This is a genomic window from Pseudomonas sp. UBA6753 (genome assembly GCF_002453565.1).
GTDB classification, from domain to species: domain Bacteria; phylum Pseudomonadota; class Gammaproteobacteria; order Pseudomonadales; family Pseudomonadaceae; genus Aquipseudomonas; species Aquipseudomonas putida_Z.
In genome coordinates, this window is record NZ_DKHD01000014.1 from 25,987 (window position 1) to 42,502 (window position 16,516).

The window sequence follows — 16,516 nt, forward strand, 5'->3', positions numbered from 1 at the left end:
TAGTAGCCGCTGACCGAACAGAGAATGGGTGCGCCTGGCACATCATAATTGCAGTGCGTGGAACAATGCCGAGGTGCCATGCCAGGCGCGCTCTTGCGGGGGGGGGGGCTCTATCTGGCTGCGTCGGCTGCGGTTTTCCCGGCAGCCTTGCTACGCCCGCCCAGCCACACCAGCAGCAGCCCGGCAGCCGCCAGCACGCCACCTGCCATCGGCACTGCCGCATAGCCCAGGTCCAGGCTGATCACCGCACCACCCAGCGCCGCGCCCACGGCATTGCCCAGGTTGAAAGCGCCGACGTTGATCGACGAGGCCAGCCCCGGTGCTTCGATGGCGGCGATCATCACCCGCATCTGCAGCGGTGGTACCACGGCGAAGGTGAACATGCCCCACACCAGCAAGGCGATGGCGGCGCCGATGTGGCTGCCCAGCACCAGCGGCATCAGCAGCATGATCACTGCCAGTGCCGCGAGGAAGATCCGCGCCGCCCCATCCAGCGACCAGTCGGCCAGGCGGCCACCCAGGCTGTTGCCCAGGGTGAAGCCCACACCGATCAGCACCAGGCCGAGGGTGACGAAGCTGTCCGAGGCGCCGGTCAGTTCGGCCAGTACCGGTGCCACGTAGGTGTACAAGGTGAACATGGCGCCGGCACCGAGCACGGTGGTGGCCATTGCCAGCAGCACGCTGGGGCGGGCGATGACCGCCAGCTCCTTGCGCACGTGCGGCACGCTGCCGCGTTCACCCTTGGGCAGGGCATACCACAGCGCGGCCATGGCCAGCAGGCCGAGCACGGCGGTACCGGCAAAGGCCATGCGCCAGCCGACCTGCTGGCCGATCCAGGTGGCGGCCGGCACGCCGCCGATGTTGGCGATGGTCAGGCCCATGAACATGGTGGCCACGGCACTGGCCTGTTTCTCCTTGGGCACCACGCTGGCGGCCACTACCGCGCCAAGGCCGAAGAACGCGCCGTGGTTGAGGCTGGTGACCAGGCGCGAGGCGAGCAGGGTGTAGTAGTCCGGCGACAGCGACGACAGCAGGTTGCCGAGGGTGAAGATGGCCATCAGCGCCATCAGCGCGGCACGCTTGCCGAAACGGCTGAACAGCAGGGTCATGATCGGCGCACCGACCATCACCCCGATGGCATAGGCGGTAATCAGCATGCCAGCGCTGGGGATGCTGACATCGACACCTTGGGCGATCACCGGCAGCAGGCCCATCGGGGTGAACTCGGTGGTGCCGATGCCGAAGGCGCCGATGGCCAGGGCAAACAGGACGCGCCCGGCTTTCATTGCGCGTGTTCCTGTCATGGGGTGGCCTCCGTCAGTTGGGCTTTTGTCTCATGGAATTGTGGCAATACGTATTCGGCGATTTCGCGCAGGGTTTCGTCCAGCGGCCGCACGTTGCGCCGCAGGTGCAGGCCGATATGGTCGACGCCCGCCGCGCGCAGGGCGCCGAGTTCGGCCGCCAGCGCCTTGCGGCCGCCGCGGAAACCGAAGCGCCAGCGTTGCAGCGGTTCGTCGGGGTTGTCCGCCAGGTCCAGGTGGATGAAGCTGCTGTAGGGCTTGTTGCCCGCCACCGTGCGCCAGGCGGCGACCCGCTGCCGGTGGTCGTCCGCTGTGCCGGGGTAGGCCAGGCAGCCGTCCAGGTTGCTGCCGATCCATGCCGGGCTCTGCTGGGCCAGGCCGGCTACCAGCAACGGCAGCGGCGAAGCGGTGCTGGGTAGCACGGCCAGCCCTTCGGGCAGGTGGCCGTTGGCACCATCACGCAGCAGCGCGACCTGTTCGCGGAAGGTGTTGCCACGCCCCTCGAAATCCCGACCGAACAGTGGGTACTCCACCGGCCGGTCACCACTGGCCACGCCCAGCAGCAGGCGGTTGCCACTGAGGCGCTGCACGCTGTTGGCCGATTTCAGGGTCAGCAGCGGTTCGCGAATCGGCAGCACCACGGCAGCCGTGCCAAGCAGGATGTCGCGGGTTACCCCGGCCAGGTAGCCGAGGTAGGCAAACACCTCGAACACCTGGGCGGCGTCGCCGAACGACGGGTCGTACAGCGGCACATCGCGGACCCACAGGGCGCGGTAGCCCAGGCGGTCGGCCAGTTGTGCCAGTTCTGCGTGGCGGGCCAGGTCCGGCTCGCCGAACTGGCGGCCATCGCGGCGCCGCGCCTGGTCGCCGGCGGGCGTCCAGTCATGGTCCAGCGGTGCTTCCAGGCCGATGCTGAAGCCGCCAGCGGTCAGGCGTTCGAGGGGCGTGGTCATGGTATCAATCCCAGATTGGCGCCAGGCCGTCAGGGCTGACTTCGCGGCCATTGCGTTCGAGCTTGGCGATGCGTGCCATGTCGTCGGCGTCCAGCTTCAGGTCACGGGCGAGCAGGTTGCTGGCCAGGTTTTCGCGCTTGGTCGACGACGGGATCACTGCGTAGCCCAGCTGCAGGGCCCAGGCCAGGGCAACCTGAGCGACGGTGGCCTTGTGCTTGGCGGCGATGTCGGCCAGTACCGGGTCTTTCAGCACCTTGCCGTAGGCCAGGGTCATGTAGGAGGTGACGGTGATGCCTTGCTCCTTGAGGAAGGCGGTCAGCTTGCTGTTCTGCAGGTACGGGCTGAGTTCGATCTGGTTGGTGGCGATTTCGCCTTTGCCGACCACTTCGATGGCTTGGCGGGTCAGGTCGATGTTGAAGTTGGACACGCCGATCTGGCGGGTCAGGCCCAGCTTCTTGGCTTCGGCCAGGGCCGCCATGTACTCGGGCAGCTCAACGCCGTTGCCCGGGGCAGGCCAGTGGATGAGCAGCAGGTCGACGTAGTCGGTGCGCAGCTTCTGCAGGCTGTCGCGCAGGCTGGGGATCAGCTTGTCGGCGGCGTAGTTTTCGACCCATATCTTGGTGGTGATGAACAGCTCGTCGCGCTTGACGCCGCTTTCGGCGATGGCCTGGCCGACGTCGGCTTCGTTCTGGTAGATCTGCGCAGTGTCGATGACCCGGTAGCCCAGTTCCAGGGCCGACTTGACCGAGTCGATGACGGCTTGGCCGGTGAGGCGGAAGGTGCCGAGGCCGAAGGATGGAATGCTCATGGATCTGCTCCTGGTGAGTAAGGGAGGTGAACTGAACCGAGACTCAAGGCTCGGGCTGTTCGTGTGGGAGCAGTGTGCGGGTTTGGCGGGGATTGATTAAGCTGGGGCAGGGCCAAGGTCCTTTGTCCTGCAGTCAAGAATAGGCGGGCCGATCGTGAGCGAACGCCAGGCAATTCATCCCGCTCCCTGGCGCCCGCTGAAGGGCGACAGGGGCAGGCAGATGCAATCATCAGTCGTCGATCAACGCCGGGTTGGACTGCAGCAACCACAGGTTCCGCAGCGACTGGACCTGCTGCTCGAGCCTGGAGCCAAGGCCAAGACGTCGCGCCTGCCGGTCCTGGGCCAGGAACTCATCGAGCATGTCCAGCAGGTCGCGTGACTGTGCGGCCGAGGCAGAGGTGGTCATGTCAGACTGCAGTTCGGCTTGCTGGTAGGTGCGTACACGCTCCTGCTGACTGGCCTGCTGGGTGGCAGTGGCCTCGACCAGGACATTGTTGACAAAGCCTATGCGGGTCGAACTGCTGGCTTGGTCATGCACCTCATGATAACGGTAGTCCTGCGATTTGCTGTCGAGCGTGAGTTGCAGCTCTACCCAGGGGTTGAGGCTCTCGTGCCAAGAGGCCTTCAGCGTGCTCTGCTGGTCCTGTTGCAGGCTCAGGTTCGCTGCCCCGCCATTGCGGGTGGTGGTCTGTGAAACGGTGTAATCGAAGCTGTCTATCTCATGCGGGCGCATGGGGTTGGTTCGCTGCTCGGGTGTAGTGAGCGAAGCATTGAAATCGGCCATGCCACTGAGCAGCAGGCGGCTGGTCTTGTTCAGCCAGGTGTCATGATTGGCTGGGCGCAGGGCTGCGTCGTCCACGCTATTGAGCTGGCGGAATGCATCTTTGAACAGCGTCATCAGCTGTTCATTGCCGTTCCCGCGTTGCTGCGCGGCGTCGAATTGGGTCAGGTAGTTCGACACTGCTGCTTGCCGTTGCGCCTCGCTGCCGAGCAAGGTGCCGCCTTGGGTGTCGAAGTTCATTTTCACATTGCCGGACGGTGCCTGGAGTTCCAGGCTGCGCGTATGCTCGTCCATTTGCAGGGCAAACGTCTGCCGAGCACCGCCTGCGGTTTCCAGCTGTGCCTTGAACTGCAGGCCGGTGAAGAGTGCGGGGTCTAGCTTGACCAGCGCGCCGAGCTTCAGGCCAGGGGGTTCCTGAGCAAGGCCGTTGAGGGCACCTTGGAAGCTGTCCGCCATCTTAGTCAGGCCGTCGAGTTCGCCGGCGGTCAGGTTGCCACCGAGCACCTCGGCATCTACCGCCAAGCCTCTGTCGCTGTTGTAAAGCCCCAGTGAAACGGTCGCGCCGGAGGCCGTGTTCAGGGTGAAGGTCACGCTGTCCGTGGCGAATTCGCGCAACCTGGCCTGTTGAAGCCCAAGCAGCATGGGTTCTGTTGCCGTAGCGCTGTCAATTGCCAAGCCTGATTGGGAAATGCGTTGCCCGCCATTGGCTGCCAGTTGTTCCAGCAATGCTGCGCCCAGTCCCTGGAACCGGGATGCGGTGGAGGAGGACTGAATCGCGCTGTACATGTTCAGGCTCAGCCTGTCGATGCCGTCATGCTCCCAGACATAGCGAACCTGCCCACTGCCGAGGGTACCTTTGGCATTGTAAATGCCGATGTCGGTGCTGGGCGGAGACTGGCCTATGCTGACCTTGCTGCTTGCAGCTGTGGCGCTTGCGGCTTTCACGGCATTGCCTGGTGTTACCGTGGAAGCGGGAAGGTAGGTCTGCGTCGTGCGTATGATCGGTGTAATCGGATTCATTCACGCTCCCTGCGCTTTACTGATACGTTCCTGCGTGATGTCGGCAAGCTATCGGCGAACTTGAATTCTCGATCAGGAAACGCAACGGCCCGCCATGAAGGCGGGCCGTCTGGCATTGCAAGGTGACGATCAGCGGCGGCGGAACAGCGGCAGCGGCTCGTCGGTGGCGGCCTGGTAGGTCACCGAGAAGTCCTTCAGGCTTTGCAGTGCGTCTTCCGGGTCCTTGTCGGCCCGGATGGCAAATGCGTCGAAACCGCAACGGGCCATGAAGAACAGCTGGTCGCGCAACACGTCGCCAATGGCGCGCAGCTCGCCCTTGAACTTGTAGCGGTCACGCAGCAGGCGCGCATTGGAGTAGTTGCGCCCGTCTGTGAACGCCGGGAAGTTTAGTGCGATGACCTGGAAGTGCTGCACCTCTTCGCCGATTTCTTCGGCTTCTTCGTCACTGTCCAGCCATATGCCCAGCCCGCCGTCGCGGGCCTTGAGCGCATGGGCATGGTCGCGCCACATCTGCAGCGGGACGATGTAGTCGTCGCAGTTGGTCAGCTCGTCAAAGGACGTTTCCTTGGGCAGTAGATGCCAGGTTTCGTCGACGATCTGGTTGTTCTTAATGATTCGCTGCATAGACGCGTTCCTTGAAGGGGTCGATGCCGATACGCTGGTAGGTGTCGATGAAACGCTCTTCCTCGGTACGTTGCTCGACGTACACGGCGATCAGCTTCTCGATCACATCGGCCATGTCATCCTGAGCGAAGGACGGGCCGAGGATCTTGCCCAGGCTCGCGCCGCGTGCGGCATTGCCACCCAGCGACACCTGGTAGAACTCCTCACCCTTCTTGTCCACGCCGAGGATGCCGATGTGGCCCACGTGGTGGTGGCCGCAGGCGTTCATGCAGCCGGAGATGTTCAGGTCGATCTCACCGATGTCGAACAGGTAGTCCAGGTCGTCGAAGCGGCGCTGGATGGATTCGGCGATCGGGATCGACTTGGCGTTGGCCAGCGAGCAGTAGTCACCACCCGGGCAGCAGATGATGTCGGTCAGCAGGCCGATGTTCGGGGTTGCAAAGCCGCTTTCGCGCAGTTCCAGCCACAGGGCGTGCAGCTGCCGCTGCTCGACGTCGGCCAGAATGATGTTCTGCTCGTGCGAGGTCCGCAGGAAGCCGAAGCTGTAGCGCTCGGCCAGGTCGGCCACGGCGTCCAGCTGCTTGTCGGTCAGGTCGCCCGGGGCAACGCCGGTGGGCTTGAGCGACAGGGTCACGGCCACGTAGCCAGGGCGCTTGTGGGCGCGGGTGTTGCGCGAGCGCCAGCGGGCGAAGCCTGGGTACTCGGCGTCCTGGGCGGCATAGTCGAAGTTGTCCAGGGCCAGGTAGGCCGGGTCGACGAAGTGGCGCGATACACGCTGCACTTCGGCTTCGGTCAGGGTGGTGCTGCCGCCACGCAGGTGGACCATTTCGGCCTCGACCTTTTCGGCGAACACTTCCGGGGTAAGTGCCTTGACCAGGATCTTGATCCGCGCCTTGTACTTGTTGTCACGGCGACCGTAACGGTTGTACACGCGCAGGATGGCGTCGAGGTAGCTGATCAGGTCCTGCCACGGCAGGAACTCGTTGATGAACGAGCCCACCACCGGGGTACGGCCCAGGCCGCCACCGACCAGCACGCGGAAGCCCAGCTCGCCAGCGGCATTGCGCACCGGCTCCAGGCCGATGTCGTGCACTTCGATGGCGGCGCGGTCTTCCTGCGAGCCGTTGATTGCAATCTTGAACTTGCGCGGCAGGTAGGCGAATTCCGGGTGGAAGGTGGTCCACTGGCGGACGATTTCGCACCACGGGCGCGGGTCGACGATTTCGTCTGCGGCTACACCGGCGAACTGGTCGGTGGTGGTGTTGCGCAGGCAGTTGCCGCTGGTCTGGATCGCGTGCATCTGCACGGTGGCCAGTTCGGCGAGGATGTCCGGGATGTCTTCCAGTGCCGGCCAGTTGTACTGCACGTTCTGGCGGGTGGAGATGTGGGCGTAGCCCTTGTCGTAGTCGCGGGCGATCCTGGCCAGGGTGCGGACCTGGGTGGCGTTCAGCTGGCCGTACGGCACGGCGACGCGCAGCATCGGTGCGAAACGTTGGATGTAAAGGCCGTTCTGCAGGCGCAGAGGGCGGAATTCTTCTTCGCTCAGCTCACCGGCCAGATAGCGGCGGGTCTGATCACGGAACTGCTTGACGCGGTCCTCGATGATCCGCTGATCGTACTCGTCGTATACGTACATAAAAGTCCTGTCTCAGGCATGCAGCTATTCGCGCGCACGGCCGCGCACTCCGCTTCGGAGCCGGGGAACGATAGCAGGTTGCGTTTATGCGCTAAAGTGATGTTTTTGCATATGAAAAGAACCAAATGGACTATGTGAGACTGACTGCCATTTGTGCGTTGGGCGTGGCCTGGCGTTTATAATCCGATGTTTGCTTCGCAGGGATGTCAGCCCATGCTCAAGGCATTGTGCCAAAGCTTGTGTCTTGCCTTGCCGCTGGCGGCAAGCGCGCAGCCGGCTTCGGTGGTTTTCCTCAACCCGGGGCTGTCCACCGAGACGTTCTGGACCAGTTATACGCGCTTCATGCAGGCCGCCGCGGACGAGCTGGGCATGACCCTGCGCGTGGAGTACAGCGAACGCCGCGCCGACCTGGCGCTGACCCAGGCCAGGGCGATCCTGGGCGGGGCGCAGCGCCCGGATTACCTGGTACTGGTCAACGAGCAGTACGTAGCGCCGGAGATCATCCGCCTGTCGCGCGGCAGCGGGGTTAAGCTGTTCCTGGTCAACAACGGCCTGACTGCCAGCCAGGCCCGCAGCATCGAGGCCCAGCCCGACAAGTATGCCGAGCTGCTGGGCACCTTGACGGCCAACGACGAGCAGGCGGGCTTCCAGATGTTGCACCAGATGGTCGCGCAATTGCCCCGTGACAGCGGGCCGGTGGACCTGCTGGCGTTTGCCGGGGTCAAGACCACCCCGGCCTCGCAACTGCGCGAGGAAGGCATGCGCCGGGCCCTGGCTGACTTCCCCCAGGTGCGCCTGCGCCAGGTGGTATATGGCGGCTGGAGCCGCCAGCGCGCCTACGAGCAGGCGCAGCAACTGCTGGAGCGCTACCCGGCCACCCGCCTGGTGTGGTCGGCCAACGACGAAATGGCCTTTGGTGCCATGCAGGCGTTCGAGGAGGCGGGGCGCAAGCCGGGGCGCGATGTGCTGTTCAGCGCCATCAACAGCTCGCCAGAGGCCCTGCACGCACGTATCGACGGGCGCCTGAGCGTGCTGATGGGCGGGCATTTCACCCTCGGCGGCTGGGCCATGGTGATGCTGCACGATGATGCCCAGGGGCTGGCGGTGAACCGTGACGGCCTGCGCGAGCATCGCGTTCCGGTGTTGCAGCCGATCGACCAGGCCAAGGCAGCCCGATGGCTGAAACTGCTGGAGCAGCCGGACTACGGCATCGATTTCCAGCATTACAGTGCCGAAGGGCGGCCGCCCGACTACCAGTACCCGTTTCTGACATCACCGATCAATTATTGAAAGACCCTGCTTGAGGGAAGGGCATTGCTCGTCTTAACTGCTGGTGGTGAAGTGCATTCCCATAACCACTACAAGAGGCAATGCAATGGGAAACTCAACCAAGGTCCGCAAAGCTGACAGCAGCGTCGATGCCTGGGCGATCCTCTGCCTGATCGTTCTGGTGGTGGTCACTGCCGTGTATTGGGTCAGCCACCAATAGACTTGTATTCAAGACCGTGATGCAGCCATAGCGCCTGCGGGAGGGAGTCCCGCAGGCGTTTTTGCTAGCGCGCAAGGTGCAGGGCCAATTGCACCAGGCCGATCAGTACGGCAATGAACACTAAGGTGAACAGCGTCCCCAGCGCAATGAAATGGCTGGCCTTGCCGTGGGTGAAGTCGCGGGCGCGGTTCTTGCCGCTTTGCACGCCGAAGGCGGCAGCGAGGATGCTGTGCAGCATCTGCCAGAAGGTAGGGGGCTTGCCCTGGCTGGAATCGTCCATGGTGGCTCCTGAGGAAATCAGAGGCAATCAGGGACAGTGTAGGCAATGAGGCTGAGGTTGGCTTTGCCGGCCTCTTCGCGGGCTTGCCCGCTCCCACAGGTACTGCGCAGCCCTGAAGAGCAGTGCGGTCCCTGTGGGAGCGGGCAAGCCCGCGAAGAAGCCAACGCAGATTTAGCTGTCGTAACCCAGGTTAGGCGCCAACCAGCGCTCGCTGACGCTCACATCCTGGCCCTTGCGCGCGCTGTAGCGCTCGATCTGGTCCTTGTCGACCTTGCCCACCGCAAAGTACTGCGCCTGCGGGTGGGCAAAGTACCAGCCGCTGACCGCCGCCGCCGGGAACATCGCGAAGTGGTCGGTGAGGAACACGCCGCTCGGCCCGGTCTCGCCGATGGCAGTGCCATCAAGCAGGCGGAACAGGGTTTCCTTCTCGGTGTGGTCCGGGCAGGCCGGGTAGCCGGGGGCCGGGCGAATGCCGCGGTACTGCTCCTTGATCAGCGCCTCGTTGTCCAGGTGTTCGTCGCGGGCATAACCCCAGTGCTCTTTACGCACCTGCTCGTGCAGCCATTCGGCACAGGCCTCGGCCAGGCGGTCGGCCAGGGCCTTGACCATGATCGAGCTGTAGTCGTCGCCCTTGTCCTGGTAGGCCTTGGCCACTTCCTCGGCACCGATGCCGGCGGTGGTGATGAAACCGCCCACGTAGTCGGTAACGCCACTGGCCTTCGGCGCGACGAAGTCGGCCAGCGACCAGTTGGGCTTGCCGTCCGGCTTGATGGTCTGCTGGCGCAGGTGGTGCAGGGTAGCCAGGGCGTGGCCGTCCTCGCCGTACACCTCGATATCGTCATCGGCCACCTGGTTGGCCGGCCAGAAGCCGAACACCGCGCGGGCGCTGATGAGCTTTTCGTCGATCAGCTTGTCGAGCATCTCGCGGGCGTCCTTGTACAGCGCCGTGGCCGCCTCGCCGACCACTTCGTCGGTAAGGATGCGCGGGAACTTGCCGGCCAGGTCCCAGGAAATGAAGAACGGGGTCCAGTCGATGTACTCGGCCAAGGTGCGCAGGTCGATGTCTTCCAGCACCTTGACGCCGGTGAAGGAGGGCACCGCTGGCTGGTAGCCAGCCCAGTCGTACTGCGGCTTGGCGGCGATAGCCTGGGCATAGCTCAGGCGCTCGGTGCGGGCGCTGCGGTTGGCGGTGCGCTCGCGTACTTCTTCGTATTCCTGGCGGGTCTTCTCGACGAAGCCGGCTTTCAGCTCCTTGGACAGCAACTGGGTGGCAACACCCACCGCACGCGAGGCGTCGGTGACGTAGACCACGGCGTCGTTGCTGTACTTGGGCTCGATCTTGACCGCGGTATGCGCCTTGGAGGTGGTGGCGCCGCCGATCATCAGCGGCAACTGGAAGCCCTGGCGCTGCATTTCGCGGGCAACGTGGACCATTTCGTCCAGCGACGGCGTGATCAGGCCGGACAGGCCGATGATGTCGCACTTCTCGTCGCGGGCGGTTTGCAGGATCTTCTCGGCCGGCACCATCACGCCGAGGTCGACGATGTCATAGCCGTTGCAGCCCAGCACCACGCCGACAATGTTCTTGCCGATGTCATGCACGTCGCCTTTTACCGTGGCCATCAGGATCTTGCCCTTGGCTTCCGGCTTGTCGCCTTTCTCGGCTTCGATGAACGGGATCAGGTGGGCTACCGCCTGTTTCATCACGCGGGCCGACTTGACTACTTGGGGCAGGAACATCTTGCCCGCGCCGAACAGGTCGCCGACCACGTTCATGCCATTCATCAGCGGGCCTTCGATCACTTCGATCGGGCGTGCGCACTGCTGGCGGCATTCTTCGGTGTCTTCGACGATGAACGCGGTGATGCCCTTGACCAGCGCGTGCTCCAGGCGTTTTTCCACCGGCAGCGAGCGCCACTCTTCGTTTTCCACTTCCTTGGTTGCGCCGCCGCCCTTGTAGTCGTCGGCGATGGCCAGCAGTGCGTCGGTGCCATGCGGGGTACGGTTGAGCACCACGTCCTCGACCTTTTCACGCAGGGCAGCCGGGATCTCGTCATAGATCTCCAGCTGGCCGGCGTTGACGATACCCATGGTCAGGCCGTTCTGGATCGCGTGGTACAGGAACACCGAGTGGATGGCTTCACGCACCGGGTTGTTGCCACGGAACGAGAACGACACGTTGGACACACCGCCCGAGCTCAGGGCGTGCGGCAGGTGGTCGCGGATGTAGGCACAGGCCTCGATGAAATCGACGGCGTAGTTGTTGTGCTCCTCGATGCCGGTGGCGACGGCGAAGATGTTCGGGTCGAAGATGATGTCTTCCGGCGGGAAGCCCACTTCATTGACCAGGATGTCGTAGCTGCGCTGGCAGATTTCCTTCTTGCGCGCGGCAGTGTCGGCCTGGCCGACTTCGTCGAAGGCCATCACCACCACGGCAGCGCCATAGCGCTTGCACAGGCGGGCGTGGTGCTTGAACTGCTCGACGCCTTCCTTCATGGAAATGGAGTTGACGATGCCCTTGCCCTGGATGCACTTGAGGCCCGCTTCGATCACTTCCCACTTGGACGAGTCGATCATGATCGGCACGCGCGAGATGTCCGGCTCGCCGGCGATCAGGTTGAGGAAGCGGACCATGGCGGCCTGGGAATCGAGCATCCCTTCGTCCATGTTGATGTCGATGACCTGGGCGCCGGCCTCGACCTGCTGCAGGGCGACTTCCAGGGCTTCGGTGTAGTTCTCTTCACGGATCAGCCGGGCGAACTTGGCGGAGCCGGTGATGTTGGTGCGCTCGCCGACGTTGACGAACAGCGACTGGCGGTCGATGGTGAACGGCTCCAGGCCCGACAGGCGGCAGGCCTTGGCGATTTCCGGAATCTCGCGCGGCTTGTACTTGGCCACGGCCTCGGCGATGGCCTGGATGTGGCCCGGGGTGGTGCCGCAGCAGCCGCCGATGATGTTGAGGAAGCCGCTGGCGGCGAACTCCTCGACCACCACGGCCATTTCCGCCGGGGTTTCGTCGTATTCACCGAAGGCGTTCGGCAGGCCGGCGTTGGGGTGGGCCGAGACATGGGTGTCGGCCTTGGTCGCCAGCTCTTCCAGGTAGGGGCGCAGGTCCTTGGCGCCGAGGGCGCAGTTCAGGCCCACGGAAATCGGCTTGGCGTGGCGTACCGAGTTCCAGAACGCTTCGGTGGTCTGGCCCGACAGGGTACGGCCCGAGGCGTCGGTGATGGTGCCGGAGATCATGATCGGCAGTTCGATGCCGTCTTCCTCGAACACCTGCTGCACGGCGAAGATTGCCGCTTTGGCGTTGAGGGTGTCGAAGATGGTCTCGATCAGCAGCAGGTCGGCGCCGCCCTCGATCAGGCCGCGGGTGGCCTCGATGTAGTTCGTTACCAGTTCGTCGAAAGTGACGTTGCGGTAGCCGGGGTCGTTGACGTCCGGGGAAATCGAGCAGGTGCGGCTGGTAGGGCCGAGCACGCCGGCGACGAAGCGCGGCTTGTGCGGGGTTTCCAGGGTCTTGGCATCGGCCACCTGGCGGGCGATGCGCGCGCCCTCGACGTTCAGCTCGTAGACCAGCGACTCCATGCCGTAGTCGGCCTGGGAAATCTGCGTGGCGTTGAAGGTGTTGGTTTCGAGGATATCGGCGCCGGCATCCAGGTAGGCTTTTTCGATGGCGGCGATCACATCCGGGCGGCTGAGCAGCAACAGGTCGTTGTTACCCTTGACATCGCTTGGCCAATCGGCGAAACGCGTGCCACGATAGTCGTGTTCCTCGAGCCGGTAGCTTTGGATCATAGTACCCATGCCGCCGTCGAGGATCAGGATGCGCTCTTTGAGTGCGTTCTGGAGTGCTTGGAGACGAGCGCTGCGGTCGGACATAGGAACTACCTGGTCGGGCAAATTTCAGAAGGTGCAGAATCATAACAAAGCTGCGCGGTTTTTAGGCGCATCGCCCATTTGCATGAAAATGGCTCATGTTGGGCGGGCGTCGGCGAAGCAGGGCACCCAAGGACGACCAGGCAACAAATCGTGATGGCTTTCAATACCCAGGACTTTCCGCACATGGTGCATCGTATTCTTGCCGGCGTTTTCGCCCTGCTCATCAGCAGTGTGGCGTTCGGGCAAGCCCCCCAGTCGAGCCCGGCTATTTCCTACACCCGGGACATTCAACCGATCTTCACCGAGAAATGCGTGGCCTGCCACGCCTGCAACGACGCCGCCTGCCAGCTGAAGCTGGAAAGCCCCGAAGGCGCGGTGCGCGGCGCCACCAAGGTTCCGGTGTACCAGGGCGAGCGCAGCAAGGCAGTGCCCACCACGCGGCTGTTCTATGACGCCCACAGCGAGGGCGAGTGGCGCAAGAAGGGCTTCTACTCCGTGCTCGACAACCAGGGCAGCCAGGCTGCGCTGATGGCGCGCATGCTCGAGCTGGGGCACAAGACCCCGCTCACGCCCAACGCCAAGCTGCCCGAGGAAATCGTCCTGGGCCTGAACCGCAACAACATGTGCCCGTTGCCGCATGAGTTCGATGCCTATGCCGGCGCCCACCCCAAGGAAGGCATGCCACTGGCGGTGACCGGCCTGACCGACAAGGAATACGACACCATGCGCCGCTGGCTGGCCGCCGGTGCGCCGGTCGAGTACCAGCCGATCAAGCCAAGTGCGGCCGAAGCCAAGCAGATTGCCGACTGGGAAGAGCTGCTCAACCGCCCGGGTTCCACCGAGGCGCTGGTCGGCCGCTGGCTGTACGAGCACTTGTTCCTGGCGCACATCTATTTCGTTGGTGGCGAGCAGGGCCACTTCTTCCAGTGGGTACGTTCGCGTACACCGAGCGGCCAGCCGGTCGACCTGATCGCCACGCGCCGCCCCAACGACCCGCCGGGCACCGACTTCTACTACCGGTTGATCCCGGTGCAGGGCGTGATCGTGCACAAGACGCACATCACCTACCCGATGGGGCCGCAGAAGCTCAAGCGGGTCAAACAACTGTTCTACGCCGGCGACTGGCATGCCACCGCGCTGCCAGGCTACGGCCCGCGCCACCGGGCCAACCCGTTCGAAACCTTCGAAGCGATCCCGGCAGTGGCGCGCTACCAGTTCATGCTGGATAACGCCGAGTACTTCGTGCGCACCTTCATCCGTGGCCCGGTATGCCGTGGGCAGATTGCCACCGACGTGATCCGCGACAACTTCTGGGCGTTGTTCCAGGAGCCGGCCCACGACCGCTACATCACCGATGCCAAGTACCGTGGCGAGGCCACGCCGCTGCTGGCCATGCCTGGGCAGATCGATGACGTGGGCAGCGTGCTGAGCCTGTGGCACGCCTACCGTGACAAGCGCAACGAGTACGAAAAACTGCGCCGCGAAGCCTATGCCGACATGCCGGCGCCGGGCTGGGCGACGCTGTGGGCCGGTAACGACAACGCGTTGCTGAGCATTTTCCGCCACTTCGACAGCGCCTCGGTGACCAAGGGCCTGATCGGTGACGTGCCGCTGACCGTGTGGCTGTTCGACTACCCGTTGTTCGAGCGCACCTATTACCAGCTGGCGGTCAACTTCGATGTGTTCGGCAACGTCTCGCACCAGTTGCAGACGCGCCTGTACTTCGACCTGATCCGCAACGGCGCCGAGGTCAACTTCCTGCGCCTGATGCCGGCCGACCAGCGCAAGGCGATCCTCGGCGACTGGTACCAGAACAGCGGCAAGGTGAAGATGTGGATGGATTATGAAGACATCGACACCGACACCCCGAGCGGCATCCAGCTCGACCCGCGCAACCCCAAGCGCGACTTCGGCCTGAAGCTGTTGCAGCGTACCGGCAGCCTGAATGCCGCGCCTGACCCGATCAACCGCTGCCAGGGCGCGTTCTGCTCGCGGCCGCAGGTGAGCGAAGAATTCCGCAATGCCGAGCAGTCGCTCAGCCGCCTGGTGTCGCGCCCGGCTGCCGGCTTGAAGGTTATCAACCAGCTGCCCGAAGCGACCATGCTGCGCATCGAAGGGCAGGGCGGCCAGCGCCAGGTGTACAGCCTGCTGCGCAATCGCGCGCACAGCAACGTGGCGTTCCTGCTGGGCGAGGCGTACCGCTACCAGCCGGGGCTGGATACCCTGACCCTGTACCCGGGCGTGCTCAGCAGCTACCCCAACTTCATCTTCAACATCCCGACCAAGGATGTGCCGGAGTTTGTCGAGGACATGGAGTATGCGAAAGATGACCCGGCCAGGTTCGAGCGCATCGTCATGCGTTGGGGTGTGCGCCGCAGTCACCCAGAGTTCTGGCGCTACTTCCATGACCTGAACAGCTTCATCAAGGAGACCGAGCCGGTCGAGGCGGGCGTGCTGGACATGAACCGCTACGAGAACCTCTGATCGGTTGGGCTGACCTTTCCGATTACCCTGCGGTCGGAATGGGTGGGTGGTCCGGGGGTTGCTGTGCAGCCCCATTCGCGGGCTTGCCCGCTCCCACAGGATATGTGGTGCCTTCGGGCATGGCATGAACCCTGTGGGAGCGGGCAAGCCCGCGAACGAGCGCGGTGCGCTCGCCGGGCCTCAATGCACCGGCAATTGCAGGGTTCTCCATGCTGTATTCGCTTCAAGCACTGCGGGCGTTCGCCGCCTGGGTGGTGGTCTGCCACCATTTCATGCAGATCTTCTTCGACTTCCAAGCCTCCGGCCCCATCGGCCAACTGCTCACCGACCGCGGCGCCGCAGGCGTCGACATCTTCTTCGTCATCAGCGGGCTGGTCATCTACCTGTCGACCTGCGACAAGGCCATCGAGCCCCGCCAGTTCCTGCTCAACCGGGCGCTGCGTATCGTCCCGGCCTACTGGTTCTACACGGCGCTGATGGCAACCCTGCTGCTGGCCTTCAGCCAATGGATGCCGCACCAGGCATTCACCTGGCACCATCTGCTGCTGTCGCTGCTGTTCATTCCGGCGGAAAACCCTGGTGGCTACGGCTTGTACCCGACCCTGAACGTGGGCTGGACGCTGAACTTCGAGATGTTCTTCTACCTGCTGTTCGGCCTGGCCTTCCTGGTGCGCCAGCGTCATCACCAGTTGCTGGTCACCGCCGCGCTGCTGCTGGCCAGCGAGATGTTGGGCCGGCTGGGCGTGCTCAGCCGCTTCTACAGCAACGACATCATCTACGAATTCCTGCTCGGCATCGGCCTGGGCGTGCTGCACCGTCGCGGGTTGATCCACCAGGGCCGCTGGCTGCCGTTGGCGTTGCTGGCGGTGGCAGGCCTTGCCATCTACCACCTGGACGCTTCCCGGCGCTTGCTGCACTGGGGCGTGCCGAGCGCAATGATCGTGCTGGCCTTTGTCGCCCTGGAGCCGGTGTTCCGCGGCAACCGGCTGCTCAAGGCGCTGGGTGACTGTTCGTATTCGGTGTACCTGGTCCATGTGCTGGTGCTGTACGCAGGCTGGTTCGCCAGCCAGCGCCTGCAGTTGAACCCGTACCTGGTGTTCGCCCTGTGCGTGCCGTCCATTGGACTAATGTCGTGGTTCAGCTACCAGTGGCTGGAGCGCGGCCTGTACCGGCGCATGCAGGCCTGGCTGGCGGCGCCACGGGGGCGGGCCCCTGAATATGCGCTTTCCCGAGTCAAATACTAGGACTTTGTTCGAAGGCC

Annotated in this window: 11 protein-coding genes; 3 read left to right on the plus strand and 8 right to left on the minus strand. The window is 63.9% G+C overall.

Translation table 11 applies throughout. From position 1 onward, the window contains the following. Positions 1 to 110: 110 nt before the first annotated feature. From B2790_RS06330 to B2790_RS06355, 6 genes are all read right to left on the minus strand, one after another. Entirely contained in the window at positions 111 to 1,286 is a 1,176-nt protein-coding gene (locus B2790_RS06330; RefSeq protein ID WP_414708569.1) for an MFS transporter, read from the minus strand. A gap of 14 nt (positions 1,287 to 1,300) precedes the next feature. Then, entirely contained in the window at positions 1,301 to 2,254 is a 954-nt protein-coding gene (locus B2790_RS06335; protein WP_274120898.1) for a TIGR03571 family LLM class oxidoreductase, read from the minus strand. A gap of 4 nt (positions 2,255 to 2,258) precedes the next feature. After that, positions 2,259 to 3,062 (minus strand): 2,5-didehydrogluconate reductase DkgB, encoded by an 804-nt coding sequence (gene dkgB, locus B2790_RS06340; protein WP_046615701.1) that lies wholly within the window; start codon positions 3,060 to 3,062, stop codon positions 2,259 to 2,261. 229 nt (positions 3,063 to 3,291) lie between these two features. After that, the gene (locus B2790_RS06345; protein ID WP_196173755.1) at positions 3,292 to 4,863 is read right to left on the minus strand and encodes a hypothetical protein; all 1,572 of its coding nucleotides are present in this window, start codon (positions 4,861 to 4,863) and stop codon (positions 3,292 to 3,294) included. Positions 4,864 to 4,992: 129 nt separating this feature from the next. Then, positions 4,993 to 5,487: a DUF934 domain-containing protein gene (locus B2790_RS06350; RefSeq protein WP_046615699.1), complete on the minus strand. Its 495-nt coding sequence runs from the start codon at positions 5,485 to 5,487 to the stop codon at positions 4,993 to 4,995. After that, complete coding sequence (locus B2790_RS06355) at positions 5,471 to 7,123, minus strand: nitrite/sulfite reductase (protein ID WP_085663173.1); 1,653 nt, start codon at positions 7,121 to 7,123, stop codon at positions 5,471 to 5,473. Before B2790_RS06355 ends, B2790_RS06350 begins: the two co-directional genes overlap by 17 nt. Positions 7,124 to 7,336: 213 nt before the next feature. Between B2790_RS06355 and B2790_RS06360 the strand changes: the two genes are divergently transcribed. Beyond that, positions 7,337 to 8,413: an ABC transporter substrate-binding protein gene (locus B2790_RS06360; protein WP_274078754.1), complete on the plus strand. Its 1,077-nt coding sequence runs from the start codon at positions 7,337 to 7,339 to the stop codon at positions 8,411 to 8,413. Positions 8,414 to 8,676: 263 nt separating this feature from the next. Here the strand turns inward: B2790_RS06360 and B2790_RS06365 are convergent, their stop codons facing one another. Together B2790_RS06365 and metH are read right to left on the minus strand one after the other, a co-directional pair. Further along, positions 8,677 to 8,892, minus strand: coding sequence for a DUF2970 domain-containing protein (locus tag B2790_RS06365; protein WP_003256398.1), 216 nt, complete (start codon positions 8,890 to 8,892; stop codon positions 8,677 to 8,679). Between the two features lie 171 nt (positions 8,893 to 9,063). Further along, positions 9,064 to 12,771, minus strand: coding sequence for a methionine synthase (metH, locus tag B2790_RS06370; RefSeq protein ID WP_286918478.1), 3,708 nt, complete (start codon positions 12,769 to 12,771; stop codon positions 9,064 to 9,066). Positions 12,772 to 12,954: 183 nt separating this feature from the next. Here metH and B2790_RS06375 point away from each other — a divergent pair, with 183 nt between their 5' ends. Together B2790_RS06375 and B2790_RS06380 are read left to right on the plus strand one after the other, a co-directional pair. Then, complete coding sequence (locus B2790_RS06375) at positions 12,955 to 15,255, plus strand: fatty acid cis/trans isomerase (protein WP_025338484.1); 2,301 nt, start codon at positions 12,955 to 12,957, stop codon at positions 15,253 to 15,255. Positions 15,256 to 15,464: 209 nt separating this feature from the next. Beyond that, positions 15,465 to 16,499 carry an acyltransferase family protein gene (locus tag B2790_RS06380; protein ID WP_286101416.1) on the plus strand — a complete coding sequence of 345 codons (1,035 nt, stop codon included), beginning with the start codon at positions 15,465 to 15,467 and terminating at the stop codon, positions 16,497 to 16,499. Positions 16,500 to 16,516 lie beyond the last annotated feature (17 nt).

Coding starts and splice junctions, on each gene's coding strand:
- B2790_RS06365 (WP_003256398.1), bottom strand. CDS start 8,892: ATGGACGATTCCAGCCAGGGCAAGCCCCCTACCTTCTGGCAGATGCTG.
- B2790_RS06355 (WP_085663173.1), bottom strand. CDS start 7,123: ATGTACGTATACGACGAGTACGATCAGCGGATCATCGAGGACCGCGTC.
- B2790_RS06375 (WP_025338484.1), top strand. CDS start 12,955: ATGGTGCATCGTATTCTTGCCGGCGTTTTCGCCCTGCTCATCAGCAGT.
- dkgB (WP_046615701.1), bottom strand. CDS start 3,062: ATGAGCATTCCATCCTTCGGCCTCGGCACCTTCCGCCTCACCGGCCAA.
- B2790_RS06345 (WP_196173755.1), bottom strand. CDS start 4,863: ATGAATCCGATTACACCGATCATACGCACGACGCAGACCTACCTTCCC.
- B2790_RS06335 (WP_274120898.1), bottom strand. CDS start 2,254: ATGACCACGCCCCTCGAACGCCTGACCGCTGGCGGCTTCAGCATCGGC.
- B2790_RS06380 (WP_286101416.1), top strand. CDS start 15,465: ATGCTGTATTCGCTTCAAGCACTGCGGGCGTTCGCCGCCTGGGTGGTG.
- metH (WP_286918478.1), bottom strand. CDS start 12,771: ATGTCCGACCGCAGCGCTCGTCTCCAAGCACTCCAGAACGCACTCAAA.
- B2790_RS06350 (WP_046615699.1), bottom strand. CDS start 5,487: ATGCAGCGAATCATTAAGAACAACCAGATCGTCGACGAAACCTGGCAT.
- B2790_RS06330 (WP_414708569.1), bottom strand. CDS start 1,286: ATGAAAGCCGGGCGCGTCCTGTTTGCCCTGGCCATCGGCGCCTTCGGC.
- B2790_RS06360 (WP_274078754.1), top strand. CDS start 7,337: ATGCTCAAGGCATTGTGCCAAAGCTTGTGTCTTGCCTTGCCGCTGGCG.